This window comes from Streptomyces sp. NPDC034103 (assembly GCF_055575395.1).
Genome location: NZ_JBVISS010000003.1, coordinates 397,028 through 420,317, shown reverse-complemented (window position 1 = coordinate 420,317; position 23,290 = coordinate 397,028). Strand labels below are relative to the sequence as shown.

At 72.5% G+C, this 23,290-nt stretch carries 23 protein-coding genes and 1 tRNA gene; 13 read left to right on the top strand and 11 right to left on the bottom strand.

What is annotated here, in order from left to right:
* Positions 1-44 precede the first annotated feature (44 nt).
* Together ACZ56U_RS08135 and ACZ56U_RS08130 are read right to left on the bottom strand one after the other, a co-directional pair.
* Positions 45-557, bottom strand: a complete 513-nt coding sequence (locus ACZ56U_RS08135; protein WP_391233424.1) for an FHA domain-containing protein FhaB/FipA — start codon at positions 555-557, stop codon at positions 45-47.
* Between the two features lie 10 nt (positions 558-567).
* Positions 568-1,446: an FhaA domain-containing protein gene (locus ACZ56U_RS08130; RefSeq protein ID WP_469083206.1), complete on the bottom strand. Its 879-nt coding sequence runs from the start codon at positions 1,444-1,446 to the stop codon at positions 568-570.
* A 487-nt stretch (positions 1,447-1,933) separates the two neighbouring features.
* Between ACZ56U_RS08130 and ACZ56U_RS08125 the strand changes: the two genes are divergently transcribed.
* Positions 1,934-2,017: transfer RNA gene (locus ACZ56U_RS08125), tRNA-Leu, on the top strand.
* Between the two features lie 161 nt (positions 2,018-2,178).
* Here the strand turns inward: ACZ56U_RS08125 and ACZ56U_RS08120 are convergent.
* Positions 2,179-2,832: an FMN-dependent NADH-azoreductase gene (locus tag ACZ56U_RS08120; protein WP_469083205.1), complete on the bottom strand. Its 654-nt coding sequence runs from the start codon at positions 2,830-2,832 to the stop codon at positions 2,179-2,181.
* Between the two features lie 108 nt (positions 2,833-2,940).
* On the opposite strand from ACZ56U_RS08120, the gene ACZ56U_RS08115 reads away from it, so the two are divergent.
* From ACZ56U_RS08115 to ACZ56U_RS08100, 4 genes are all read left to right on the top strand, one after another.
* Positions 2,941-3,294 (top strand): winged helix-turn-helix transcriptional regulator, encoded by a 354-nt coding sequence (locus tag ACZ56U_RS08115; protein WP_469083204.1) that lies wholly within the window; start codon positions 2,941-2,943, stop codon positions 3,292-3,294.
* Positions 3,295-3,585: 291 nt separating this feature from the next.
* The gene (locus ACZ56U_RS08110; RefSeq protein WP_469083203.1) at positions 3,586-5,031 is read left to right on the top strand and encodes a DUF2252 domain-containing protein; all 1,446 of its coding nucleotides are present in this window, start codon (positions 3,586-3,588) and stop codon (positions 5,029-5,031) included.
* A 304-nt stretch (positions 5,032-5,335) separates the two neighbouring features.
* Complete coding sequence (locus ACZ56U_RS08105; protein WP_469083202.1) at positions 5,336-6,181, top strand: J domain-containing protein; 846 nt, start codon at positions 5,336-5,338, stop codon at positions 6,179-6,181.
* Between the two features lie 239 nt (positions 6,182-6,420).
* On the top strand, positions 6,421-6,768 hold the full coding sequence (locus ACZ56U_RS08100) for a rhodanese-like domain-containing protein (protein WP_469083201.1): 348 nt from the start codon (positions 6,421-6,423) through the stop codon (positions 6,766-6,768).
* 32 nt (positions 6,769-6,800) lie between these two features.
* Here ACZ56U_RS08100 and ACZ56U_RS08095 read toward each other — a convergent pair whose 3' ends face one another.
* The 6 genes from ACZ56U_RS08095 to paaA all read right to left on the bottom strand — a co-directional run bounded on the left by ACZ56U_RS08095 (position 6,801) and on the right by paaA (position 11,643).
* Complete coding sequence (locus ACZ56U_RS08095; protein WP_469083200.1) at positions 6,801-7,934, bottom strand: acyl-CoA dehydrogenase family protein; 1,134 nt, start codon at positions 7,932-7,934, stop codon at positions 6,801-6,803.
* Between the two features lie 131 nt (positions 7,935-8,065).
* On the bottom strand, positions 8,066-9,124 hold the full coding sequence (locus ACZ56U_RS08090) for a 2Fe-2S iron-sulfur cluster-binding protein (RefSeq protein WP_469083199.1): 1,059 nt from the start codon (positions 9,122-9,124) through the stop codon (positions 8,066-8,068).
* Positions 9,124-9,651: a 1,2-phenylacetyl-CoA epoxidase subunit PaaD gene (gene paaD / locus ACZ56U_RS08085; protein WP_469083198.1), complete on the bottom strand. Its 528-nt coding sequence runs from the start codon at positions 9,649-9,651 to the stop codon at positions 9,124-9,126. The genes ACZ56U_RS08090 and paaD overlap by 1 nt, the downstream gene beginning before the upstream one ends.
* Complete coding sequence (paaC, locus tag ACZ56U_RS08080; protein ID WP_469083197.1) at positions 9,645-10,367, bottom strand: 1,2-phenylacetyl-CoA epoxidase subunit PaaC; 723 nt, start codon at positions 10,365-10,367, stop codon at positions 9,645-9,647. The genes paaD and paaC overlap by 7 nt, the downstream gene beginning before the upstream one ends.
* The gene (paaB, locus tag ACZ56U_RS08075) at positions 10,364-10,651 is read right to left on the bottom strand and encodes a 1,2-phenylacetyl-CoA epoxidase subunit PaaB (protein WP_469083196.1); all 288 of its coding nucleotides are present in this window, start codon (positions 10,649-10,651) and stop codon (positions 10,364-10,366) included. The genes paaC and paaB overlap by 4 nt, the downstream gene beginning before the upstream one ends.
* A complete protein-coding gene (gene paaA, locus ACZ56U_RS08070) occupies positions 10,648-11,643 on the bottom strand; it encodes a 1,2-phenylacetyl-CoA epoxidase subunit PaaA (protein WP_469083195.1) in 996 nt (331 codons plus the stop codon). Before paaA ends, paaB begins: the two co-directional genes overlap by 4 nt.
* Before the next feature lie 233 nt (positions 11,644-11,876).
* Here paaA and ACZ56U_RS08065 point away from each other — a divergent pair, with 233 nt between their 5' ends.
* From ACZ56U_RS08065 to ACZ56U_RS08055, 3 genes are read left to right on the top strand one after another with little or no spacing between them, the layout of a single operon-like run.
* A complete protein-coding gene (locus tag ACZ56U_RS08065; protein ID WP_469083194.1) occupies positions 11,877-12,716 on the top strand; it encodes a DUF5819 family protein in 840 nt (279 codons plus the stop codon).
* Positions 12,713-13,930, top strand: coding sequence for an HTTM domain-containing protein (locus ACZ56U_RS08060; RefSeq protein ID WP_469083193.1), 1,218 nt, complete (start codon positions 12,713-12,715; stop codon positions 13,928-13,930). Before ACZ56U_RS08065 ends, ACZ56U_RS08060 begins: the two co-directional genes overlap by 4 nt.
* Positions 13,927-14,667, top strand: coding sequence for a TrmH family RNA methyltransferase (locus ACZ56U_RS08055; protein ID WP_469083192.1), 741 nt, complete (start codon positions 13,927-13,929; stop codon positions 14,665-14,667). Before ACZ56U_RS08060 ends, ACZ56U_RS08055 begins: the two co-directional genes overlap by 4 nt.
* A gap of 106 nt (positions 14,668-14,773) precedes the next feature.
* On the opposite strand, the gene paaN is transcribed toward ACZ56U_RS08055, so the two are convergent.
* Positions 14,774-16,468: a phenylacetic acid degradation protein PaaN gene (paaN, locus tag ACZ56U_RS08050; protein ID WP_469083191.1), complete on the bottom strand. Its 1,695-nt coding sequence runs from the start codon at positions 16,466-16,468 to the stop codon at positions 14,774-14,776.
* A 159-nt stretch (positions 16,469-16,627) separates the two neighbouring features.
* Here paaN and ACZ56U_RS08045 point away from each other — a divergent pair, with 159 nt between their 5' ends.
* Both ACZ56U_RS08045 and ACZ56U_RS08040 read left to right on the top strand, forming a co-directional pair.
* A complete protein-coding gene (locus ACZ56U_RS08045) occupies positions 16,628-18,145 on the top strand; it encodes a 3-hydroxyacyl-CoA dehydrogenase (RefSeq protein WP_469083190.1) in 1,518 nt (505 codons plus the stop codon).
* On the top strand, positions 18,142-18,741 hold the full coding sequence (locus tag ACZ56U_RS08040) for a TetR/AcrR family transcriptional regulator (RefSeq protein ID WP_469083189.1): 600 nt from the start codon (positions 18,142-18,144) through the stop codon (positions 18,739-18,741). Before ACZ56U_RS08045 ends, ACZ56U_RS08040 begins: the two co-directional genes overlap by 4 nt.
* A gap of 76 nt (positions 18,742-18,817) precedes the next feature.
* On the opposite strand, the gene ACZ56U_RS08035 is transcribed toward ACZ56U_RS08040, so the two are convergent.
* Complete coding sequence (locus ACZ56U_RS08035; protein WP_391233661.1) at positions 18,818-19,303, bottom strand: Lrp/AsnC family transcriptional regulator; 486 nt, start codon at positions 19,301-19,303, stop codon at positions 18,818-18,820.
* 190 nt (positions 19,304-19,493) lie between these two features.
* Here ACZ56U_RS08035 and pdhA point away from each other — a divergent pair, with 190 nt between their 5' ends.
* Genes pdhA through ACZ56U_RS08020 form a run of 3 tightly spaced genes read left to right on the top strand, consistent with a single transcriptional unit; the run spans position 19,494 to position 23,025 of the window.
* The gene (gene pdhA, locus ACZ56U_RS08030; protein ID WP_469083188.1) at positions 19,494-20,624 is read left to right on the top strand and encodes a pyruvate dehydrogenase (acetyl-transferring) E1 component subunit alpha; all 1,131 of its coding nucleotides are present in this window, start codon (positions 19,494-19,496) and stop codon (positions 20,622-20,624) included.
* Positions 20,621-21,625 (top strand): alpha-ketoacid dehydrogenase subunit beta, encoded by a 1,005-nt coding sequence (locus tag ACZ56U_RS08025; protein WP_469083187.1) that lies wholly within the window; start codon positions 20,621-20,623, stop codon positions 21,623-21,625. Before pdhA ends, ACZ56U_RS08025 begins: the two co-directional genes overlap by 4 nt.
* A complete protein-coding gene (locus ACZ56U_RS08020) occupies positions 21,625-23,025 on the top strand; it encodes a dihydrolipoamide acetyltransferase family protein (protein ID WP_469083186.1) in 1,401 nt (466 codons plus the stop codon). Before ACZ56U_RS08025 ends, ACZ56U_RS08020 begins: the two co-directional genes overlap by 1 nt.
* The last annotated feature ends 265 nt before the right edge of the window (positions 23,026-23,290 follow it).

The window sequence follows — 23,290 nt, the reverse complement described above, 5'->3', positions numbered from 1 at the left end:
CACGCCGCGTGCTCGCTCCGCTCGCGCCTATTCATGATGTAGCACTACTTCCGCAGCTCGATGACGGTCTTGCCGATGCGGATCGGCGCGCCCAGCGGAATCGGTGTGGGGGTCGTCAGCCGGTTCCGGTCCAGGTAGGTGCCGTTGGTGGAGCCGAGGTCCTCGACGATCCACTGACCGTCCCGGTCCGGGTAGATCCTGGCGTGCCTGCTGGAGGCGTAGTCGTCGTCCAGCACGATGGTGCTGTCGTGCGCCCGGCCCAGCGTGATGGTCTGGCCCTGCAGCGCGACGGTGGTGCCGGTGAGGGTGCCCTCGCTGACGACCAGCTTGCTGGGGGCGTTACGGCCCCGGCGGCCGCCCGAGGGCTGCTGGCGCTGCTGCGGGGGCGCCTGCTGCCGCTGGGCCTGCTGCGGCCGGGCCGCCTCGCGCCGGGCGCCGCGCTGAGTGACGCGCGTTCCGAACAGGTCGCTGCGGATGACCTGCACGGCCACGATCACGAACAGCCACAGTACGGCCAGGAAACCCAGCCGCATGACCGTGAGGGTCAGCTCTGACATTGCCCCCGCTTCACCCTTCGGCTTGCCGGTAAATGATGGTGGTGCTGCCCACGACGATCCGCGAGCCGTCGCGGAGCGTAGCGCGGGTGGTGTGCTGCCCGTCCACCACGATGCCGTTGGTGGAGCCGAGATCCTGGATCGTCGAGGGCGTTCCGGTCCGGATCTCGCAGTGCCGGCGGGAGACGCCGGGGTCGTCGATCCGCACGTCGGCCTCGGTGCTGCGGCCCAGCACCAGCGTCGCGCGGGAGATCTGATGGCGGGCGCCGTTGATCTCGATCCAGTGGCGGGTTCTGCCGCCGGCCGCCGCCGCGGGAGCGGGCGCGGCCGGGGGCCGGGCACCGTTCGCGGGCTGCGGGTATCCGTAACCGCCGGGGCGGCCGCCGGGCGGCGGCGCGGCCGGCATGGGAGGGGCGCCCGGAGCTCCGGCGGGAGCGACGGCCGGCGGGTAGCCGTAGCCGCCGGGGGCCGCGGGGCGGCCGGCCGGGGCGGCGGGCGCGGAGGCCTGCTGGTCGGTGGAGGAGGCGAGCGTGCGGCTGCGCACCCGGTACAGGCCGGTGTCGAGGTCCTCGGCCTTCTCCAGGTGGACCTTGATGGGGCCCATGAAGGTGTAGCGCTGCTGCTTGGCGTAGTCGCGCACCATGCCGGCGAGTTCGTCGCCGAGCTGGCCGGAGTACGGGCTCAGCCGCTCGAAGTCCGGCGTGCTCAACTCCACGATGAAGTCGTTGGGGACGACCGTGCGGTCGCGGTTCCAGATGGTGGCGTTGTTGTCGCACTCGCGCTGGAGCGCTCCCGCGATCTCCACGGGCTGTACCTCGGACTTGAACACCTTCGCGAAGGTGCCGTTGACCAGACCTTCGAGACGCTGCTCGAACTTCTTCAGGACTCCCATGGGGCACCTCCTCCGTAGCTGCTGCCGTCCTGCACCCCGCAGAGCGGGTACTGCCTTACCTGGTACTGCTTACTGATCGTATCCACGCGCCGGTCGATCGGCTGGTTCCCCCTGTCGGCCTCGTCGACGGGTGTCGACGCCTCCGAAGTTCCCTGTGGAGTCCCTCTTCGAACTCCCCCGGCCGACTCGTCCTGCCAAGGATCGTAGAGGCGGCCGCACACAAGTGTCCCGCACCCGGCTGTGGACCCCGACCGGCTCCCGGTGAGAGGGGCGGTACCGGTACGAGGTTGAGACGTGAGCAGACACTCGTCGATACGTGGCCGTCGGGCGGGCGGTTCGGTGCGGGATGTCCGCGTCCCCGGTGGGGGGTTGTCCCTGCGGCTGCCCCTCGACAAGGGATGTGAACCCACCCCCACCAGCGTGCTAATGTTCTGGATGTCGGAAGGCGCCAGCCCCAAGGGGAACGGAGCCCGAGGACACACCCAATGCGCGGGTGGCGGAATAGGCAGACGCGCTGGATTCAGGTTCCAGTGCCCGAAAGGGCGTGGGGGTTCAACTCCCCCCTCGCGCACAGCTGAAAGCCCCGCAGGTCTTTGACCTGCGGGGCTTTTGCGTTGCCTGGGGCGGTGGCGTGAAGCCGTGGGGCGCGGGTGGGCGGGCGCGTCGGCCGTGAGGACAATCACACCGCGTGAGGTCGGCCTGTCCGAGGTGTGGTGGCCGAGGTGGGTGCGCTTACGCGGCCAGGCGCTGGGCGAGGCTCTTCGCCTTGGTCTCCGCCTCCTGGTGGACGCGGGCGCGGGAGGCCTCGTAGAGGGGGATCAGCTCGGTCATCGCCGGGTTGTGCGGGGCCATGGTCAGCTCCGGGACGATGAAGTCGACGTCCAGGGCGAGGGTGTCGCCGAGGACCGCCGCCAGGTAGTTCTGCACGTACTCGTAGGACTCGCGCGGGGTGCCGGGCGCGTAGGAGCCGCCGCGGCTGGCGACCACGGTGACCGGAGTGCCCTGGATCTTCGAGTCCTCGGCCATCGCGGTGCGGCCCATGACGATCACGTTGTCCAGCCAGGCCTTGAGGGTCGAGGGGATCCCGTAGTTGTACATCGGAGCGCCGATCAGCACGGCGTCCGCCGCCTCCAGCTCCTCGATGAGCCGCACGCGCGCGTGGAAGGCGGCGGCCTGCTCGGGGGTGTGGGTGGCCGAATCCAAGAAGGCGGCGGTGTGGGCGTCGGCGGTGATGTGCGGCACGGGGTTCGCGGAGAGGTCGCGGTAGATCACCGTGCCCCCGGGGTGCTGCTCCTCCCAGGTCCTGCGGAAGGCGCCCGTGACCGAGCGCGAGGCGGAGGCGCCCTCGGGGAACACGGAGGAGTCGATGTGCAGAAGGGTGGCCATGGGGGTCTCCTGGGGAGTAGTGCGTGGCTAAACTTTCGTACTCGACTATTGATAACACAGGGACTTACTTTTTTTCACCCCCGTACGGGAGCGCAGTACCCTGAACGCATGACGGTCGAGGAGAGACACGGGACAGAGGCGTGCAAGCGGGTGGACGGCGGGATCACCCGCGTCTTCCAGTTGCTGGGAAAGCGCTGGACCGGGCCGATCGTGGCCGTGCTGACGCCTGGACCTGCGTACTTCGTCGACCTGCGCCGGGCGATCCCCGGCATCAGCGAGCGGATGCTGTCCGACCGCCTCACCGAGCTCGCCGCGGCGGGGCTCGTGGTGCGCGAGGTCGACGAGGGTCCTCCGCTGCGGGTGTCGTACCGGCTGACGGACGCGGGGGCGGCGCTGGAGCCGGCGTTCGCGGAGCTGAAGGAGTGGGCCGCGCGGTATCTGCCGGAGGGGGGCGGGTGCTGAGGGTCCGGCGACCCGGCGGGGCGTCGGCGCGGGGTGTGGGTGCGCGGGGGTGCAGGGCGCTGGGCGTTGGGCGTGGGGCGTGGGGCGTGGGGCGGCCGACCCGGGGGCGGACGGTCGGTGCGGGCTCGGTTGACCGGCCTGGCGGTGGGTGAGTGCCGCGGCGGCCCGGCGTGAGGTGGGGTTTTCACAGCTGTGGAGTTGTCCACAGGGTCTGACGCGTTTCGGCCACCGGCTGTACGGTCTGCACGAGTTGATGTGCGGGTCCGTGGGTGTTCGGGGGAGGCGGTCGACATGACCGAGGTCGGTGCGGAGTTTTCGGGCGGTACGTCCGCCGAGGCCGCTGTGGGCGCGGTGCGCAGGCTGCCGCGGACGCGCGGCTTCGCCGAGTGGCCGGTCAAGGGGTCGCCCAAGCAGGAGGGCAAGGCCCTGCGAGAGCGCGTCCCGCGCAGCGCGCACGCGGCGCTCGACCTGGACGGGTCCCGGCCCGACGCGGTGAGCGCGGTGGAGGAGTCCAGCCGCGACCGACTCCCCGAACTCACCCCGCTGCGCGTCGGACGCATGGCGGCCACACCCTTCGCCTTCCTGCGCGGCTCGGCGGGCCTCATGGCCTACGACCTGGCCCGCACCCCCATGACCCGGATACGGGCGCAGATCTGCGGCGACGCCCACGCGGCCAACTTCGGGCTGTACGGTGACGCGCGCGGCGGCCTGGTCATCGACCTCAACGACTTCGACGAGACGGTGCACGGTCCCTGGGAGTGGGACCTCAAGCGGCTCGCCGCCTCCCTGGTGCTCGCCGGCCGGGAGGCGGGTGCGGACGAGGACACCTGCCGCGCCGCGGCGCACGGCGCGGTGGGCGCGTACCGCCGCACCATGCGACTGCTGGCCAAGCTGCCGGTACTGGACGCGTGGAACGCGATCGCGGACGAGGAACTCGTCTCGCACACCGACGCCCACGACCTGGTCGGCACGCTGGAGCGGGTCTCGGAGAAGGCACGGGCCAACACCAGCGGGCGGTTCGCGGCGAAGTCGACGGAGGCGACCGAGGACGGCGGGCGCCGTTTCGTGGACGCCCCGCCGGTGCTGCGGCGGGTACCGGACGAGGAGGCCGCGGCGGTGGCCGGGGCCCTGGAGGACTACCTCGACTCGCTCTCCGAGGACCGTCTGCCGCTGCTGTCCCGGCACGCGGTGCAGGACGTGGCGTTCCGGGTCGTCGGCACGGGCAGCGTCGGTACCCGGTCCTACGTCGTGCTGCTCCTGGACCACCGCGGTGAGCCCCTGGTCCTGCAGGTCAAGGAGGCCCGTCCGTCGGTGCTGCTGCCGCACCTGGTGACCGCGGGGTTCGAGGCGTCCGTGGTCGAGCACGAGGGTCGCCGGGTGGTCATCGGGCAGAAGCGGATGCAGGTCGTCAGCGACATGCTGCTGGGCTGGACGTCGGTGCAGGGGCGGCCCTTCCAGGTGCGGCAGTTCCGCAACCGCAAGGGCAGCGTCGACCCCGCCGCGCTCGCCGCCGACCAGATGGACGACTACGGCCGTATGACGGGGGCGCTCCTGGCACGCGCCCACTCGCACAGCGTCGACCCGCGTCTCGTCGCCGGGTACTGCGGCAAGAACGAGGAACTGGACGAGGCGATGGCCGCGTTCGCCGTGTCCTACGCCGACCGCACGGAGGCCGATCACGCGGAGCTGGTGGCCGCGGTGCGCTCGGGGCGGCTCGCGGGGGAGACGGGGGCGTGAGGGACGGGGTGTGAGGGGTGAGGGGTGCGCTGGGGGCTCCGGTGAGAGGTGTGGGGCTCGCAGGGGCTTGCGGTGAGAGGCGTGGGGCTCGCAGGGGGCTTGCGGTGAGAGGCGTGGTGGTCGATGTCGCCTGTCGTCCGGGACGCTGATCGTCGGCCGCCGGGTCGCCTGCCGGCCAAGACGCTGGTCGTCGCCCGCCAGGGCCTCGTGGCGCGGTGGGTGCCGGCGGACTGACCGGACGCGCGCGGGGGTCGACGTACGCCGTGTTCGAGAGGGCGCCGCGGCCGTGGCCTAGGCTGGTCGGGTGACGACCCCGGAAGCTGAGCAGGGGGGTGCCGCCGACGTGACGCGGGCGGTGCCCGAGGACGGCGCGCCCCGGCCCGAGGAGCGACTGGAGCGGGCCGTGCGGGCCGCCGAGCAGGCGCTGATCGAGTACGAGATCGCGGTGGAGACCTTCCGGGTCGAGGTGGAGAACTTCTCCCGGCTGCACCACCAGAAGCTCGGCCCGATGTACACCCGGCTCGACGAGCTGGAAGCGCAGATCGCCGAGATCACCGCCGCGCGCACCGGCGATCCCGAGGACCGCCGGAAGGCGGACGAGGCCCGTGCCCGGGTGATGCCGATGCCTGCCGTGGAGGAGTTGTTCCATGGCTGGATGGACGGGGACGGGCTGTTCCCGGAGGCCGCGGCGATGCTCACCGACCAGCCGGTGCGGCCCCCGCAGCGGGTGCGGCCCAGCGACGAGGCCCGCAAGCTCTACCGCGAACTGGTCCGCAAGGTCCACCCCGACCTGGCGCAGGACGAGACCGAGCGGGCCCGGCGCGAGGAGTTCATCACCCGCGTCAACGCCGCCTACGCCCGGGGGGACGAGACGCTGCTGCGGGAGCTGGCCGAGGAGTGGGCCGCGGGGCCGAAGCCGCCGGAGCAGGGGCCGACGCCGAGCGAGGAGCTCTACGCCCGCCTCGAGTGGCTCGCCCGGCGCAAGGAACTGCTGAGCGTGGTCGCGCGGGACCTGGAGGAGAGCGCGATCGGGGCGATGCTCAAGCTGGCCCCGGACGACCCCGACCGGCTCCTGGAGGAGATCGCCGAGCAGCTGCTGACGCAGGTCGCCGAGCGGGAGCGGGAGTTGGCGGAGCTGCTCGAGCAGTAGCCCGTCGAACGGCAGCGGTGACAGTCCGTTTCGATGGCTGGGTCGGCCTGTGCCGGTGGTTGCGTCAGCCCGTGCCGGTGGCTGCGGTGGCCCGTTCGGCGGCGTCCGCGGAAGCTCGCCATCGGCCGACGCGGTAGGCCGTCACCGGCGGATGTCGTCACCCTTCACCGGTGAACGGGGCAGCCCGTCCCGGTGGCTGTGGAGCGTCGGGGCCGGGGCCGCTCAGGTAGCCTCTGGCCATGAGTTTCGGAGCTGGCTTGCCCTCGGTCGATGTCGCGGGTGTACCCGCCGACGGTCTCGTTGTGGACGTCCGTGAGGCCGACGAATGGGCCGCGGGGCATGTCGAGGGTGCGCTGCATGTGCCCATGAGTGAGTTCGTGGCCCGGTTCGGCGAGGTGACCGAGGCGGTGGCGGACGGGCGGCGCGCGTATGTGATGTGCCGTGTCGGCGGGCGCTCCGCGCAGGTCACCCAGTATCTGGTCCAGCAGGGCATCGACGCCGTGAACATCGACGGCGGCATGCTGGCCTGGGACGGCGCCGGGCGCCCGATGGTGACGGACGACGGTTCGCCGGCGTTCGTCCTCTGAGTCGAGCGGTGCCGTAGGGCCGCCTACGGGCGTCAGGCCAGGGGGTGGGCGGCCAGTAGGTCGCCGAGGGCCTCCTCGTGGGCCGCCGCCGGGCCGAGAGACAGTTCCAGGTGCTTGGCCCAGGCGTGGTAGCGGTGCAGCGGGTAGTCGACGTCGGCGCCGAATCCGCCGTGCAGATGCTGTGCCGTCTGCACGACCCGGCGTACCCCCTCCGAGGCCCAGATCTTCGCGACGGCGACCTCACCGGAGACCGGCAGCGCCCCGTGCGTCCCGGATGCGGTCCGCCAGGCGGCCTGCCACAGCGTGGCCTCCATCGCCTTCAGGTCGATGTAGCGGTCGGCGGCCTGCACGGCGACCGCCTGGAACGTGGCGACCGGGAAGCCGAACTGCTCCCGCTTGGCGGTGTACTCGCTGGTCATCCGCAGCACCTGACGGCCGAGGCCGAGCGCCTGCGCGCAGGTGCCGACGGTCAGCAGCTGCCGCAGCCACTCCCAGGCGCCGTCCGCGTCGACGACGTCCCGGGCCGTGACACGCGCCGACTCCAGCCGTAGCTCGCCGAGCCGCTCGCCCGTGGTGGAGACCTGCTCGGCGAGGGTGGCCCCGTCGCCGGCCGGGGCGACGAGCGCGAGCACGGTGCGCCCGCCGGACGTGTGCGCGGGTACGAGGACGAAGTCCGCGTCGTACGCCCAGGGCACCGCCGTCTGCACCCCGTCCAGGATCCAGTCCGTGCCCTCCTGCCGTGCCGTCACGGCGAGTTCGGCGGGGTCGTGGCCGGTGCGGCCGCTCGCGGCGACGGTCAGGACGACCTCGCCGCGGCCCGCCCGGGTGAGCAGGTCCGACCGCACCTCCTCGGTGCCGTAGGCCTGGAGGACCGCCGCGGCCGCGCTGCTCTCCAGCAACGGCACCCGGGCCAGCACCCTCGCCGACTCGGCCAGCACCAGGCACAGCGCGACCGCGTCCAGACCGGCCCCGCCGTACTCCTCCTCCAGCAGCAGGCTGAGCAGGTCCGCGTCGGCGAGCCTGTCCCACAGCGCGCGGTCGAAGTGGTCGGCGACGGCGCCCGCGGAGAGCGCCGGACTGGGCACCCCGTCCGGCGCGACCCCGGCGAACACACCCCGCGCCGCCTCGGCCGCCGCCTGCTGCTCCTCGCTGAAGGTGAAGTCCACGGTCCCTGTCCTCCCGACGGGTCGGCAGACCGGCCGGGGGGCCGATCTGACGGACCGTCAAGATAGAACAGGTTCTAGAAGAAGGGAACGGGGTGGGCGGCCTCGGGGCGCGTGCGCCCCGCTCCCCAGGGTCAGCGGTCGAAGTCCAGCTCCACCCGCTCCGTCGCCGGATGGGACTGGCAGGCCAGTACGTACCCCGCGTCCGTCTCCTCCGGCTCCAGCGCGAAGTTGCGGTCCATGCGGACCTCGCCCGAGACCAGGAAGGCCCGGCAGGTGCCGCACACACCGCCCTTGCAGGCGTAGGGCGCGTCGGGGCGGTTGCGCAGGACGGTGTCCAGGAGGGACTCGCCGTCCTGGACCGGCCAGGTGCCACCGCGGCCGTCCAGACGGGCGGTCACCGTGCTGTGCACGGGCGCGGGGGTCCTGGGGGTCGGGGCCGCTCCTTCGTCCACGTGGAAGATCTCCTCATGGACACGGGCCCGGGGGACGCCGAGCTCCCGCAGCGTGCGCTCCGCGCCCTGCACCAGCCCGTACGGGCCGCACAGGAACCAGCCCGCGACGTCCGAGACCGGCAGCAGCGCCGGCAGCAGTCCGCTCAGCCGCTCCTGGTCGAGCCGCCCGGACGGCAGACCCGCCTGCTGCTCCTCCCGGGACAGCACCGTCACCAGCTGGAGGCGCTCGGGGTAGCGGTCCTTCAGGTCGGCGACCTCGTCCAGGAACATCGTCGAGGCGGCCGTACGGTCGCTGCGGATCAGGCAGAAGCGGGCGCGCGGTTCGCGTGCCAGGAGGGTCGACACGATCGACAGCACCGGGGTGATGCCGCTGCCGCCGACGATCGCCGCGTACAGACCGGGCGCGGGTGTCAGCGTGAAACGGCCGGCCGGGGTCATCACCTCCAGCTCGTCGCCGACGGCGATCTCCTTGAGCGCGTACGTCGAGAAGGAGCCGCCCTCGACCAGCCGTACGCCGACCCGTAGTTCGCTGGGCGCTGCGCCGTCGGGCGCCGGGGAGCAGATCGAGTAGGTGCGGCGGATCTCCTCGCCGTCGGCCGCGCGGCGCAGGGCGAGGTGCTGGCCGGGCGCGAACCGGTACGCCTCGCGCAGGGCCGGCGGCACGGCGAAGGTGAGTGCCACGGAGTCGTCGGTGAGCCGGTCGACCGCCGCCACCGGGAGCGCGTGGAAGCGGGCCATCACAACTCCTTGAAGTGGTCGAACGGTTCACGGCAGGCGAGACAGCGCCGCAGCGCCTTGCAGGCCGTGGAGGAGAAGCGGCTGAGCAGTTCGGTGTCGGCGGAGTCGCAGTGCGGGCAGCGGACGGCCTCGAGCGTCCGGGTGGGTCCCAGGGACAGGGCGACCGGCCCCGTCGCCTGCTGTGCGCGCGGGGGCGCGATGCCGAACTCCCGCAGCTTGCGGCGCCCTTCGGCCGAGATGTCGTCCGTCGACCAGGCGGGGCTCAGTACCGTGCGGACGGTGACATCGCGGACGCCGTGCGCGTGCAGCACTCGCTCGATGTCCACGGACATGGCCTCGATCGCCGGGCAGCCGGTGTACGTCGGGGTCAGTTCGACCTCGGCGGCGGTCTCGCCCGGCTCCTCGCCGTGCACGCGCACCGCGCGGACGACTCCCAGCTCCCGCAGGGTGAGCACGGGCAGTTCGGGGTCCAGGACCGAGCCCGCCACCTCCAGGAGCTCCGCCTCCAGCGGGGTCACGGTCACCATGACGCCCCCGGGTGGCTGCGGTGCAGGTGCTGCATCTCGGCGAGCATCCGCCCGAACGACTCGGTGTGCAGGCCCTCGCGACCCGCGCCGGCCGCCCACGCGCCCGTGCGGGGGCCCTCGGGGACGGCCAGGCCGGCCCGCCCCAGGACGGCCGTGACGGACTCCAGCCACGCCGCCTCCAGCGCGGCCCAGTCGACGTCGACGCCCTCCACCGGCCGGAACATCTCGCCGGTGAACCGCCACAGCGCCTCGCAGGCCGCCCACATCCGCTCCCGGCTGAGGTCGGTGCCGTCGCCGAGCCGCAGGGTCCACTGCTCGGCGTGGTCGCGGTGGTAGGCGACTTCCTTGACGGCCTTCGCGGCGAGCGGTGCGAACGGGCCGTCCCCCGCCGCCAGTTCGGCGTGGAGGAGGTGCTGGTAGGTGGAGAAGTACAGCTGGCGGGCGATGGTGTGGGCGAAGTCGCCGTTGGGCTGCTCCACGAGTTGAAGGTTGCGGAAGGCGCGCTCCTCGCGCAGATAGGCCAGATCGTCCTCGTCGCCGGCCATCGACAGCAGGACGCGGGCCTGGCCCAGCAGGTCGAGGGCGATGTTGGCGAGGGCGACCTCCTCCTCCAGCACGGGCGCGTGGCCGGCCCATTCGCCGAGGCGGTGGGAGAGCACCAGGGCGTCGTCGCCGAGGGCCAGGGCGGCGGCGTTCGTGGTCAGGTCGACGCTCACAGGTGCTTCACCCCGTCCGGGATCTCGTAGAACGTCGGATGGCGGTAGGGCTTGTCGGCGGACGGCTCGAAGAACGGGTCCTTCTCGTCCGGTGAGGAGGCGGTGATCGAGGCGGACGGCACGACCCAGATCGAGATGCCCTCGCCGCGGCGGGTGTACAGGTCGCGCGCGTTGCGCAGGGCGAGCTCCGCGTCCGGCGCGTGCAGGCTGCCGGCGTGGGTGTGCGAGAGACCGCGGCGGGAGCGTACGAAGACCTCCCACAGAGGCCAGTCGGAGTTCGTCATGCGTGTGCCGCTCCCGTCTCGGTGTGCTTGCCGCTGTGCTTGGAGGCGTAGGCCGCGGCGGCTTCGCGGACCCAGGCGCCCTCGTCGTGGGCGCGCCTGCGCTGGGTGATCCGCTGTTCGTTGCAGGGCCCGTTGCCCTTGAGCACGCTCCAGAACTCGGTCCAGTCGATCGGGCCGAAGTCGTGCTGACCCCGTTCCTCGTTCCACCTCAGGTCCGGGTCGGGGAGGGTGAGGCCCAGGGACTCGGCCTGGGGGACGCAGATGTCGACGAAGCGCTGGCGCAGCTCGTCGTTGGAGTGCCGCTTGATCTTCCAGGCCATCGACTGCGCGGAGTGCGAGGACTCGTCGTCGGGCGGGCCGAACATCATCAGCGAGGGCCACCACCAGCGGTCCACCGCGTCCTGGGCCATCGCGTGCTGTGCGGGGGTGCCCCGGCTCAGGGCCAGCAGCAGCTCGTAGCCCTGGCGCTGGTGGAAGGACTCCTCCTTGCAGATCCGGACCATCGCGCGCGCGTACGGGCCGTAGGAGCAGCGGCACAGGGGGACCTGGTTGGTGATGGCGGCGCCGTCCACCAGCCAGCCGATCGCGCCGACGTCGGCCCAGGTGAGGGTGGGGTAGTTGAAGATCGAGGAGTACTTCTGGCGGCCGGAGTGCAGCTTGTCGAGCAGCTCGTCGCGGCCGGTGCCGAGGGTCTCGGCGGCGCTGTAGAGGTACAGGCCGTGCCCGGCCTCGTCCTGGACCTTGGCCATCAGGATGGCCTTGCGGCGCAGCGAGGGCGCGCGGGTGATCCAGTTCGCCTCGGGCTGCATGCCGATGATCTCGGAGTGGGCGTGCTGGGCGATCTGGCGGACCAGGGTCGCGCGGTAGGCGTCCGGCATCCAGTCCCGTGGCTCGATGCGTTCGTCGGCGGCGACGGCGGCGTCGAAGGCGCGCTCGTGGGCGCCCTGGTCGACGGCGTCCTGGAGGTCGTACGCCTGTGCTGCTGTTGCCATGTGGCCCCCTCGACCCTGTGCGCTGCCGGAGCAGGCTCCCGACCGATCGTTCGGTTCGTCGATTCCATGGTGTGCCGGGCGCCGTAAGGTGTCAACCGCTGTGGATAACCCGCCGACGGGGTGTGCGGCGGGGAGGGCATGAGTACCGTTCCCGTGCGAGCGCCGGAAGGTGCGTGCGGGCGGGTGGCACCCGCGGCCGGTGCGGCGGCCGGAACATCGGGAAACGGGGCGGAATGGACGCGTACGACACAGGTTCGGGCGGTCGGCAGGGGCCGGCCGGCGAACCGGCGGCGCCGGAGGGCGGCGCCGGGTCGCGCTCCGCCCTGCCCGCGTCCGAGCCGTCGGCCGGCGGAGTTCCACCGTCGTACGAGCGCTTCTCGACCACGACTCCCCCGCGGGCGCCCCACGACCCCGGCGCCGAACCCCGCACCGGTGTGGCCGCGCTCTCGCTGCCCTGTCAGATCGGGGCCGCGCTCGCGCTGGCGATCGTGGCGGTCACCGTCTGCGTCCATCTCGGGATGACGTTCCTGCACGTCGCGCCGGCCAACGCGGTCACCAAGCAGCACGGCCGGGCCATCGACGACTGGATCTACCCGGAGTTCGAGCAGAACTGGAAGCTGTTCGCGCCGAACCCGTTGCAGCAGAACATCGCGGTCCAGGTGCGCGCCCAGGTGCTCGCCGAGGACGGCACGGTGCGCACCACCGGGTGGTACGACCTGTCCGCCGAGGACGGCCGGGCCATCGACGGCAATCCGCTGCCCAGCCACACCCAGCAGAACGAGCTGCGCCGCGCCTGGGACTTCTTCGTCGCCACCCACGGCTCCGACAACCGCCCCGTGGGGCTGCGCGGCGCCCTGTCCGAGACGTATCTGCGCCGCATCGTGATGATGCGGCTGGACCGGGACGGCGCGGCCGGGCTCGACGCCAGCGTCGAGCGGGTGCAGGTGCGCTCCACCACCACCAACGTGCCGCCGCCCGAATGGAGCCAGGAGCAGGTCTCCGACAAGCCGGTCCACCGCGAACTGCCCTGGTGGTCGGTCACGCCGGCCGACCTGCCCGGAGGTGGCCGGTGAACCGCTTCGCCCTGTCCCTGTCGACCGGCATCGCCCGGATCACCGGTTCGGCGCTCGGGCCGTACCAGAGCGCCGTGGTCCGGATCGGCTTCAGCGCCACCTGGCTGCTGTTCCTGCTGCGCGAGCTGCCGCACCGCCAGGAACTGTACGGACCCGACGGGCCGTGGAGCTGGGACCTCGCCGAGCAGCTGATCGCGGGCAACGGCGCCTTCACGGCGCTGATGTGGTCCGACGGCCAGGTGTGGTTCGAGATCGTCTACGGTCTCGCCGTCCTGTCCAGCGCCCTGCTGCTGCTGGGCTGGCGGACCCGGACCCTGTCCGTGCTCTTCATGGTCGGCGTGCTCTCGCTCCAGAACCGCTCCATCTTCATGGGTGACGGGGGCGACAACGTCCTGCACCTGATGTGCGTCTACCTCGTCTTCACGCGCTGCGGCCAGGTCTGGTCGCTGGACGCCCGCAGGCAGCGGCGCGAGCGGGAGGCACGCGCGCGTGGGGAGCGGGTCACGGACCGGACGGGGCCCGCGCTGTGGATCGTGCTCGGCCTGGCGCTCGTCGCGGTGACCGGGTCGGGCCGGCTGCTGGAGGGCGATCCGTTCGTCCCCGCGCTGCTGTGGGGCGTGTGGCTGGCCCTCGGCGTGCGGTGGGCGGTGGGACGGTTCGCGCGCACGGACCAGCCGCGGATCCTGCTCGACGTGATCACCGACACCGTGCACAACGGCGCGCTGCTGGTGATCATGGCCGAGGCCTGTCTGATCTACGCGACGGCCGGCTGGTACAAGATCCAGGGCTCGCGCTGGCAGGACGGCACCGCCGTCTACTACCCCCTGCACCTGGACTACTTCTCGCCGTGGCCCGCGCTCGCCGACGCGCTGTCCGCCGGCGCCACCATGGTGCTGCTGGTGACCTACGGGACGGTCCTCGTCCAGGTCGCCTTCCCGTTCACCCTGTTCAACCGGCGGGTCAAGAACGTCCTGCTGGCGGTCATGATGACCGAGCACGCGGTGATCGCGGTCGTGCTCGGGCTGCCCTTCTTCTCGCTGGCCATGATCGCCGCCGACGCGGTCTTCCTGCCCACGCCGTTCCTGCGCCGCCTCGGCGAACGGGCCGCACGCGTGCGTGACCGCCTCAGGGCGCGACGCGGGGACCGCATGCCGGTCCCGGAGCCGCGCGCGGCCGAGAGCGCCGAGGAGACGCACGTAGGCTTCACCGCATGAACGACCACGCCGGACCGTGGCACCGGCTCGCCGACCACTGCGTCCTGCTCGACGGCTTCCACGCCCTCAAGCACGCGGTGCGCTTCGGGGCCGAGATCCCGGTCGCGGTCACCACCGACCGGGCCGCCACCCTCGCCCTGGCCGCCGAACTCGCCCCCGACGTCACCGAGGCGCTGGACGCGCTGCTGAGGCAGGTCCCGGAGTCGACGTACGCCTCGCTGGTGCCGCGTCCGCACCCGACCGCGGTCGCCGCGCTGGCCGTACGGCCCTCTCGCGCGGGCCATCTGGAGCGGCTGGCCCGCATGCCGCGCACCGCCCCGGTCGTCGTCCTCGACCAGCCGCGCAACCTCGGCAACGCCGGGGCCGTGATCCGGCTGGCGGCGGGCTTCGGGGCGACCGGTGTGGTCACCACCGGCACGCTCGACCCCTGGCACCCGACGGTCGTGCGCGGCGGCGCCGGACTGCACTTCGCGACCGCCGTGGAGCGGCTGTCCGTCGACGAGCTGCCGCCGGGTCCGGTGTTCGCCTTCGACGCGGAGGGCGACGACATCCGGGCCGTCAAGCTCCCGGACGACGCCGTCCTCGCGTTCGGGTCGGAACGCAGCGGGCTCTCCGCCGAGCTGCGCGCCCGGGCCGACCATCTGCTGTCCCTGCCGATGCGCCCCCAGGTCTCCAGCTACAACCTCGCCACGAGCGTGGCGATGACGCTGTACCACTGGAGCGCGGCGGGCTTCTGAGGCGGCCGCCTGGTGCTTCGGGCGGCCTCTGGGACGGTCGCTTCTCGTCCGGCCGGTTCTGGTCCGACCGGCTTCGGGCCGGCCCGCTTGGGGCCGGCCCCCGCTCCTAGGCCTCCCGGCGGACCTCGACCACCCGGAAGCGGTTCGCCACGAACGCCCCGTCGCACAGCGCGGCGTTCGCCGCCGGGTTGCCGCCCGAGCCGTGGAAGTCCGAGAAGGCGGCCGTCTGGTTGACGTACACCCCGCCGGTGAGGTTCAGCGACAACTGGGCCGCTTCCTCCAGGCAGGCCTCCCGCACCAGCCGCTCGACGTCCTCGTCGGTGGTGTACGCGCCGACGGTCATCGCGCCCTTCTCGCGGATGGTGCGCCGCAGCAGCTCCACGGCGTCGGCCGAGGAGTCGACGGCGACCGCGAAGGAGACCGGGCCGAAGCACTCGCTCATGTAGGCGGCCTCGGCGTCCGGCTTGGCCCCGTCGAGCGTGACGATGACCGGGGTGCGCACGACCGCGTCCGGGAACTCCGGGTTGGCGATCTCGCGGGAGGCGAGGGCGACTTCGCCGAGCCCTGAGGCGGCCTCCAGGCGGGCCTTGACGTCCGGGTTGACGATCGCGCCGAGCAGGGCGTTCGCGCGCGCGTCGTCGCCGAGCAGGCCGTCGACCGAGCGGGCGAGGTCGGCGACGACCTCGTCGAAGGTGCGGGGGCCCTCCTCGGTGCGGATGCCGTCGCGGGGGATCAGGAGGTTCTGCGGGGTCGTGCACATCTGGCCGCTGTACAGCGACAGCGAGAAGGCCAGGTTGGAGAGCATGCCCTTGTAGTTCGCCGTCGAGTCCACGAGCACCGTGTTGACGCCGGCCTTCTCGGTGTAGACCTGCGCCTGGCGGGCGTTGGCCTCGAGCCAGTCCCCGAACGCCGTGGAGCCCGTGTAGTCGATGATCCGGATCTCCGGGCGGGTGGCGAGGGTCTTGGCGATGCCCTCGCCCGGGCGCTCGGCGGCGAGCGCGACCAGGTTGGGGTCGAAGCCGGCCTGGCCGAGGACCTCGCGCGCCACCTGGACGGTGAGCGCGAGCGGCAGCGCCGCGCGCGGGTGGGGCTTGACCAGGACGGCGTTGCCGGTGGCCAGGGAGGCGAACAGGCCCGGGTAGCCGTTCCAGGTCGGGAAGGTGTTGCAGCCGATGACCAGGCCGATCCCGCGCGGGACGGGCGTGAACTGCTTGGTGAGCGCCAGCGGGTCGCGCTTGCCCTGCGGCTTGGTCCACTCCGCGGTGTCGGGGGTGCGGGCCTGCTCCACGTACGCGTACGCCACCGCCTCCAGACCGCGGTCCTGCGCGTGCGGGCCGCCCGCCTGGAACGCCATCATGAAGGCCTGGCCGGAGGTGTGCATGACCGCGTGCGCGAACTCGTGGGTCCGGTCGCTGATCCGCTTGAGGATCTCCAGGCAGACCACCGCGCGCATCTCCGCGCCCGCGTCCCGCCAGGCCTTCTGGCCCGCCTTCATGGCGGGCAGGAGCACGTCGACGTCCGCGTGCGGGTACTCGACGCCCAGTTCGATGCCGTACGGCGACACCTCGCCGCCCACCCAGCCGTCCGTGCCGGGCTGGCCGAGGTCGAGGCGGGTGCCCAGAAGGGCGTCGAAGGCCGCCTTGCCCGCGGCCGCGTCCAGGCTGCCGTTCTCGCCGTAGGCCTTCGGGTGCTCCGGGTGCGGCGACCAGTACGCGCGCGTACGGATCGCTTCCAGCGCCTGGTCGAGGGTGGGCCGGTGCTGGGCGATCAGCTCGTGTGCGGTCAGTTCGGCGGCGGCCATGCGGGACCAACTCCTCGTCTTGTGAACTCTTCGTCGAGCTCATGACCTGGGCGAAACATGGGCAGAAACAGGCAGTCGGAGTTAGAGTAACCGAACGATCGGTCGGGACAAGGGGGTCCGCCGCATCTGTGGAAAACCCCGTGCGGGAGGATCGCGCACATGACAGCACTCGACCTCAGCAGCCCCGTGGCCGTCGTCGGCACCGGCACCATGGGCCAGGGCATCGCCCAGGTCGCTCTGGTCGCCGGCCACCCCGTACGGCTCTACGACGCCGCCCCCGGGCGGGCCCAGGACGCGGCCGACGCGATCGGCGCCCGGCTCGACCGGCTCGTCGAGAAGGACCGCCTCACCCGCGCCGACCGGGACGCGGCGCACGCGCGTCTGACGGCCGCCGACAGCCTCGCCGACCTCGCGGACTGCGCCCTGGTGGTCGAGGCCGTCCTGGAGCGGCTGGACGTCAAGCAGGAGCTGTTCCGGGAGCTGGAAGACGTCGTGGACGAGGACTGTCTGCTCGCCACCAACACCTCCTCCCTGTCGGTGACCGCCATCGGCGGCGCCCTGCGCAACCCGGGCCGCTTCGTGGGCCTGCACTTCTTCAACCCCGCCCCGCTGCTGCCGCTGGTCGAGGTCGTCTCCGGGTTCGCCAGCGACGTCACCTCGGCCACGCGCGCGTACGAGACCGCACGCGCCTGGGGCAAGACCCCGGTCGCCTGCGCCGACACCCCCGGCTTCATCGTCAACCGCATCGCCCGGCCCTTCTACGCCGAGGCCTTCGCGGTCTACGAGGCCCAGGGCGCCGACCCCGCGACCATCGACGCGGTGCTGCGCGAGTCCGGCGGCTTCAAGATGGGCGCCTTCGAACTCACCGACCTCATCGGACAGGACGTCAACGAGTCCGTGACGCACTCGGTCTGGCAGTCCTTCTTCCAGGACGTCCGCTTCACGCCCTCGCTCGCCCAGCGGCGGCTGGTGGAGTCGGGCCGGCTCGGCCGCAAGAGCGGCCACGGCTGGTACGACCACGGCCCCGACGCCGAGGCCGCCGAGCCGCACACCGCGGAACCGGCGCAGGCGCCCGCGTACGTCGTCACCGAGGGCGACCTGGGCCCCGCGTCCGAGCTGCTCACCCTGATCCGCGAGGCGGGCATCCCGGTGCGCGAGGACGACGAGGACCATGGCACCCGGCTGGTGCTGCCGAGCGGCGGCCAGCTGGCGCTCGCCGACGGCCAGACCTCGGTGGAGTTCCGTGACGTCGTCTACTTCGACCTCGCGCTCGACTACCGGCGCGCGACCCGGATCGCCCTGTCCGCCTCCCAGGACACCGCCCCGCAGACCCTCAGCGAGGCGATCGGTCTCTTCCAGGCGCTCGGCAAGGACGTCAGCGTCATCGGCGACGTGCCCGGCATGATCGTCGCCCGCACGGTCGCCCGGATCATCGACCTCGCGCACGACGCGGTCGCCAAGGGCGTGGCCACGGAGGAGGACGTCGACACCGCGATGCGGCTCGGCGTCAACTACCCGCTGGGGCCCTTCGAGTGGAGCCGCAAGCTCGGCCGCAACTGGGCCTACGCGCTCCTCGACGATCTCCACCTGCGCGACCCCTCCGGGCGGTACGCGCCCTCCCTCGCGCTGTACCGCCACGCGTACGCCACCGACAAGAGGGAGGGCAGCACCTCATGACCACCGCCAAGCGCGACACGTACACCCCCGAGACGCTGCTGTCCGTCGCCGTCCAGGTGTTCATCGAGCGCGGCTACGACGGCACCTCCATGGAGCACCTCTCCAAGGCGGCCGGCATCTCCAAGTCCTCGATCTACCACCATGTGACGGGCAAGGAGGAACTGCTGCGCCGGGCCGTCAGCCGTGCCCTCGACGGCCTCTTCGGCATCCTCGACGAGGAGCACGCGCGCGTGGGGAACGCCGCCGGGCGCCTGGAGTACGTCGTCCGCCGCATGGTCGAGGTCCTCATCGCCGAGCTGCCCTACGTCACCCTGCTGCTGCGGGTGCGCGGCAACACCGGCACCGAGCGCTGGGCCCTGGAACGGCGCCGCGACTTCGACCACCGGGTCGCCGAGCTGCTGAAGGCGGCCGCCGCCGAGGGGGACGTGCGCGGGGACGTGGAGGTGCGGCTCGCGACCCGGCTGGTCTTCGGGATGATCAACTCGATCGTGGAGTGGTACCGGCCGGACGCGCGCGGGATGAGCGAGCGCGAGGTGGCGGACGCGGTGGCGCAGCTGGTGTTCTCGGGGTTGCGCAGGAAGGGTCCGGCCCGCTGAAGTCCGGCCCCCGCGGCCCCACAGCTCACGCCGGTGCCGTCGGCCCGCCCGACCGTCGCCCCCTCGGTCGGCCCCTTCACCCCTGTGGCTTCACGTCCTCCTCCTCGAACACCAGCAGGGTGCGGGAGCTGAGGACCTCCGGGATCGCCTGGAGGCGGGTGAGGACCAGTTCGCGCAGGGACCGGTTGTCCGGGGTGTGGACCAGGAGCAGGACGTCGAAGTCACCGCCCACCAGGGCGATGTGGGAGGCCCCGGGAAGCTGTCTGAGCTGCTCTCGGACGGTGCGCCAGGAGTTCTGGACGATCTTCAGGGTGATGTACGCCGAGGTGCCCTGACCCGCGCGTTCGTGGTTGACGCGGGCGCCGAAACCGCGGATGACGCCGTCCTCGATGAGACGGTTGATGCGGGCGTAGGCGTTGGCCCGGGAGACGTGGACGCGTTCGGCGACGGACCGTATCGACGCGCGGCCGTCCACCTGGAGCATCTGCAGGATGTCCTGATCGATGGCGTCCAGCGGGCGCGGTGGCGGCAGGGGGGTGCCGCCCTCCGGGCTTTCGGCCATTTGTTCAGGTGCCATGTCCCCCCGCCTCCCTACCATGGACGTACTGCGTTCATTGCAGGCTGTGCAGAACCGTTTGTCCACAGCCTGAGGGTGCCTGTAGCCAAAATGTGCCGACGACCGAACAATCGGTAGGTGAGGCGCATCACAACCCGTGACGCGTCGGAAGCCGCTCCCACGAGGAGGTGCCGTCATGACGGTCATGGAGCAGCGGGGCGCGTACCGGCCATCGCCGCCGCCCGCCTGGCAGCCCCGTACCGACCCCGCGCCGCTGCTGCCCGACGCGGAGCCGTACCGCGTCCTCGGCACGGAAGCCGCGGGCAAGGCCGACCCCGGCCTGCTGCGCCGCCTCTACGCCGAACTGGTGCGCGGCCGTCGGTACAACGCGCAGGCCACCGCACTGACCAAGCAGGGCCGGCTCGCCGTCTACCCCTCCAGCACCGGTCAGGAGGCGTGCGAGGTCGCCGCCGCGCTGGTGCTCGAGGAGCGCGACTGGCTCTTCCCCAGCTACCGCGACACCCTCGCCGCCGTGGCCCGGGGTCTGGACCCCGTCCAGGCGCTGACCCTGCTGCGCGGGGACTGGCACACCGGCTACGACCCGCGCGAGCATCGCGTCGCGCCCCTGTGCACCCCGCTCGCCACCCAGCTCCCGCACGCCGTGGGCCTCGCGCACGCCGCCCGCCTCAAGGGCGACGACGTGGTCGCGCTCGCCATGGTCGGCGACGGCGGCACCAGCGAGGGCGACTTCCACGAGGCGCTGAACTTCGCCGCGGTGTGGCAGGCGCCGGTCGTCTTCCTGGTGCAGAACAACGGCTTCGCGATCTCCGTCCCGCTCGCCAAGCAGACCGCGGCACCGTCGCTGGCCCACAAGGCCGTCGGCTACGGGATGCCGGGCCGCCTGGTCGACGGCAACGACGCGGCCGCCGTGCACGAGGTCCTCGCCGACGCCGTACGGCGCGCCCGTGAGGGCGGTGGCCCCACCCTGGTCGAGGCCATCACCTACCGCGTCGAGGCCCACACCAACGCCGACGACGCGACCCGCTACCGCGGCGACGCGGAGGTCGAGACCTGGCGGCAGCACGACCCGATCACGCTCCTGGAGCACGAGCTCACCGCGCGCGGGCTCATCGACGAGGACGGCATCCAGGCCGCCCGGGACGCCGCCGAGGCCATGGCCGCCGACCTGCGCGAGCACATGAACCAGGACCCGGCGCTCGACCCCATGGACCTGTTCGACCACGTCTACGCCGAGCAGACCGAGCAACTGCGCGAGCAGCGCGCCCAGTTGCAGGCGGAGCTCGAAGCCGAGGGGGACACTCCATGACCACCGTCGCGGTGAAGCCCGCCACCATGGCGCAGGCCCTCACGCGCGCGATGCGCGACGCGATGGCCGCCGACCCGACCGTTCACGTCATGGGCGAGGACGTCGGCACCCTCGGCGGCGTCTTCCGCGTCACCGACGGCCTCGCCAAGGAGTTCGGCGAGGACCGCTGCACCGACACCCCGCTCGCCGAGGCAGGCATCCTCGGCACCGCGGTCGGCATGGCGATGTACGGGCTGCGGCCGGTCGTGGAGATGCAGTTCGACGCGTTCGCCTACCCCGCGTTCGAGCAGCTCATCAGCCATGTGGCGCGGATGCGCAACCGCACGCGCGGTGCGATGCCGCTGCCGATCACCGTTCGCGTCCCCTACGGCGGCGGCATCGGCGGCGTCGAGCACCACAGCGACTCCTCCGAGGCGTACTACATGGCGACTCCGGGGCTCCATGTCGTCACGCCCGCGACCGTCGCCGACGCGTACGGGCTGCTGCGCGCCGCCATCGCCTCCGACGACCCGGTGGTGTTCCTCGAACCCAAGCGGCTGTACTGGTCGAAGGACTCCTGGAACCCGGAGCACCCCACGGACGTGGAACCGATCGGCCGTGCGGTGGTGCGCCGCTCGGGTCGGAGCGCCACCCTCATCACCTACGGGCCGTCCGTACCCGTCTGCCTCGAAGCCGCCGAGGCGGCGCGGGCGGAGGGCTGGGACCTCGAAGTCGTCGACCTGCGCTCGCTGGTGCCGTTCGACGACGAGACGGTCTGCGCGTCGGTACGGCGGACCGGACGCGCGGTCGTCGTGCACGAGTCGGGCGGGTTCGGCGGGCCGGGCGGGGAGATCGCGGCCCGTGTCACGGAGCGCTGCTTCCATCACCTGGAGGCGCCGGTGCTGCGCGTGGCCGGGTTCGACATCCCCTACCCGCCGCCGATGCTGGAGCGTCACCACCTGCCCGGCGTGGACCGGATCCTGGACGCCGTGGGGCGTCTTCAGTGGGAGGCCGAGGGCTGATGGCACAGGTGCTGGAGTTCAAGCTCCCCGATCTCGGGGAGGGGCTCACCGAGGCGGAGATCGTGCGCTGGCTGGTGGAGGTCGGCGACGTGGTCGCCGTGGACCAGCCGGTCGTCGAGGTCGAGACGGCCAAGGCGATGGTCGAGGTGCCGTGCCCGTACGGCGGTGTCGTCACGGCCCGGTACGGCGAGGAGGGCACGGAGCTTCCCGTCGGGGCGCCGTTGATCACGGTCGCGGTCGGGGCGCCGGTCACCGCGGGTTCCGGCGGAGGGGCCGTCGGTTCCGCCGAAGGTGCGGTCCGTTCAGCCGAAGGTGCCGTCGGTTCCGGCGAAGGTGCCGCCGGGAAGAGCGAGGGCTCCGGGAACGTCCTGGTGGGATACGGCACGTCCGAGGCGCCCGCGCGGCGGCGCAGGGTGCGGCCGGGGCAGGGGAAGCCCGCGGCGCCCTCCGCGTCCCCGGTGCCCCCGGAACCCGCTGCGAACGGGCGGGCCGTGGTCCGTGAGGTCGTGGAGGGGCCGGTCCCCGTGATCTCGCCCCTGGTGCGCAGGCTGGCCCGCGAGAACGGCCTCGATCTGCGGAAGTTGACCGGTTCAGGTCCGGACGGGCTGATCCTGCGGGCCGACGTCGATTACGCGCTGCGCGCGGCCGCCGCCCAGGAGCGCACCGCACCCGTGGCGGCCGTCACCGAGACCGCCGCCGCCGTGGTCGCCGGGGGTGTGCGGACCCCCCTCAAGGGCATCCGCGGTGCCGTCGCCGACAAGCTCTCGCGCAGCCGGCGCGAGATTCCCGACGCGACCTGCTGGGTGGACGCCGACGCGACGGAGCTCATGCGCGCGCGGACCGCCATGAACGCGGCGGGCGGGCCGAAGATCTCCCTGCTCGCCCTCCTGGCCCGGATCTGCACGGCCGCCCTCGCCCGCTTCCCCGAGCTCAACTCCACGGTGGACATGGCGGCCAGGGAGGTCGTCCAGTTCGACCAGGTGCACATCGGGTTCGCCGCGCAGACCGAGCGGGGGCTCGTGGTGCCAGTGGTCCGGGACGCGCACGCGCGCGACGCCGAGGCGCTGACCGCGGAGTTCGCGCGGCTGACCGAGGCGGCCCGGACCGGGAGCCTGACGCCGGGCGACCTCACCGGTGGGACCTTCACGTTGAACAACTACGGGGTCTTCGGCGTCGACGGCTCCACGCCGATCATCAACCACCCCGAGGCCGCGATGCTCGGCGTCGGCCGCATCATCCCCAAGCCGTGGGTGCACGAGGGCGAGCTGGCGGTACGGCAGGTGGTCCAGCTGTCGCTCACCTTCGACCACCGGGTCTGCGACGGCGGTACGGCGGGTGGCTTCCTGCGGTACGTGGCGGACTGCGTGGAACAGCCGGCGGTGCTGCTGCGGACTCTGTGAGTCCGGACCGGACCCTGGGCGCGTATCGGTCGGGTCCGGTTCCGGGGACCGAAGGGAAGGGCTTCGGCGCAGGGGCGGATCTCGGCGCTGGTCCGCTGCCGGGAGAGCGGGGGGTCGGTTTTGTCGGAGGGTCCGGACCCTGGGGGGAGGGGCGGGCTCCGGCGGACGCGCTGGCGCCGGCGGACGCTCTGGCCCGGGGAAGGGCCGGGCGCCGGGGAAGGGCCAGGCTTCGCCGACGGCCCGGGCTCCGGCAAGGCCTGGTCTC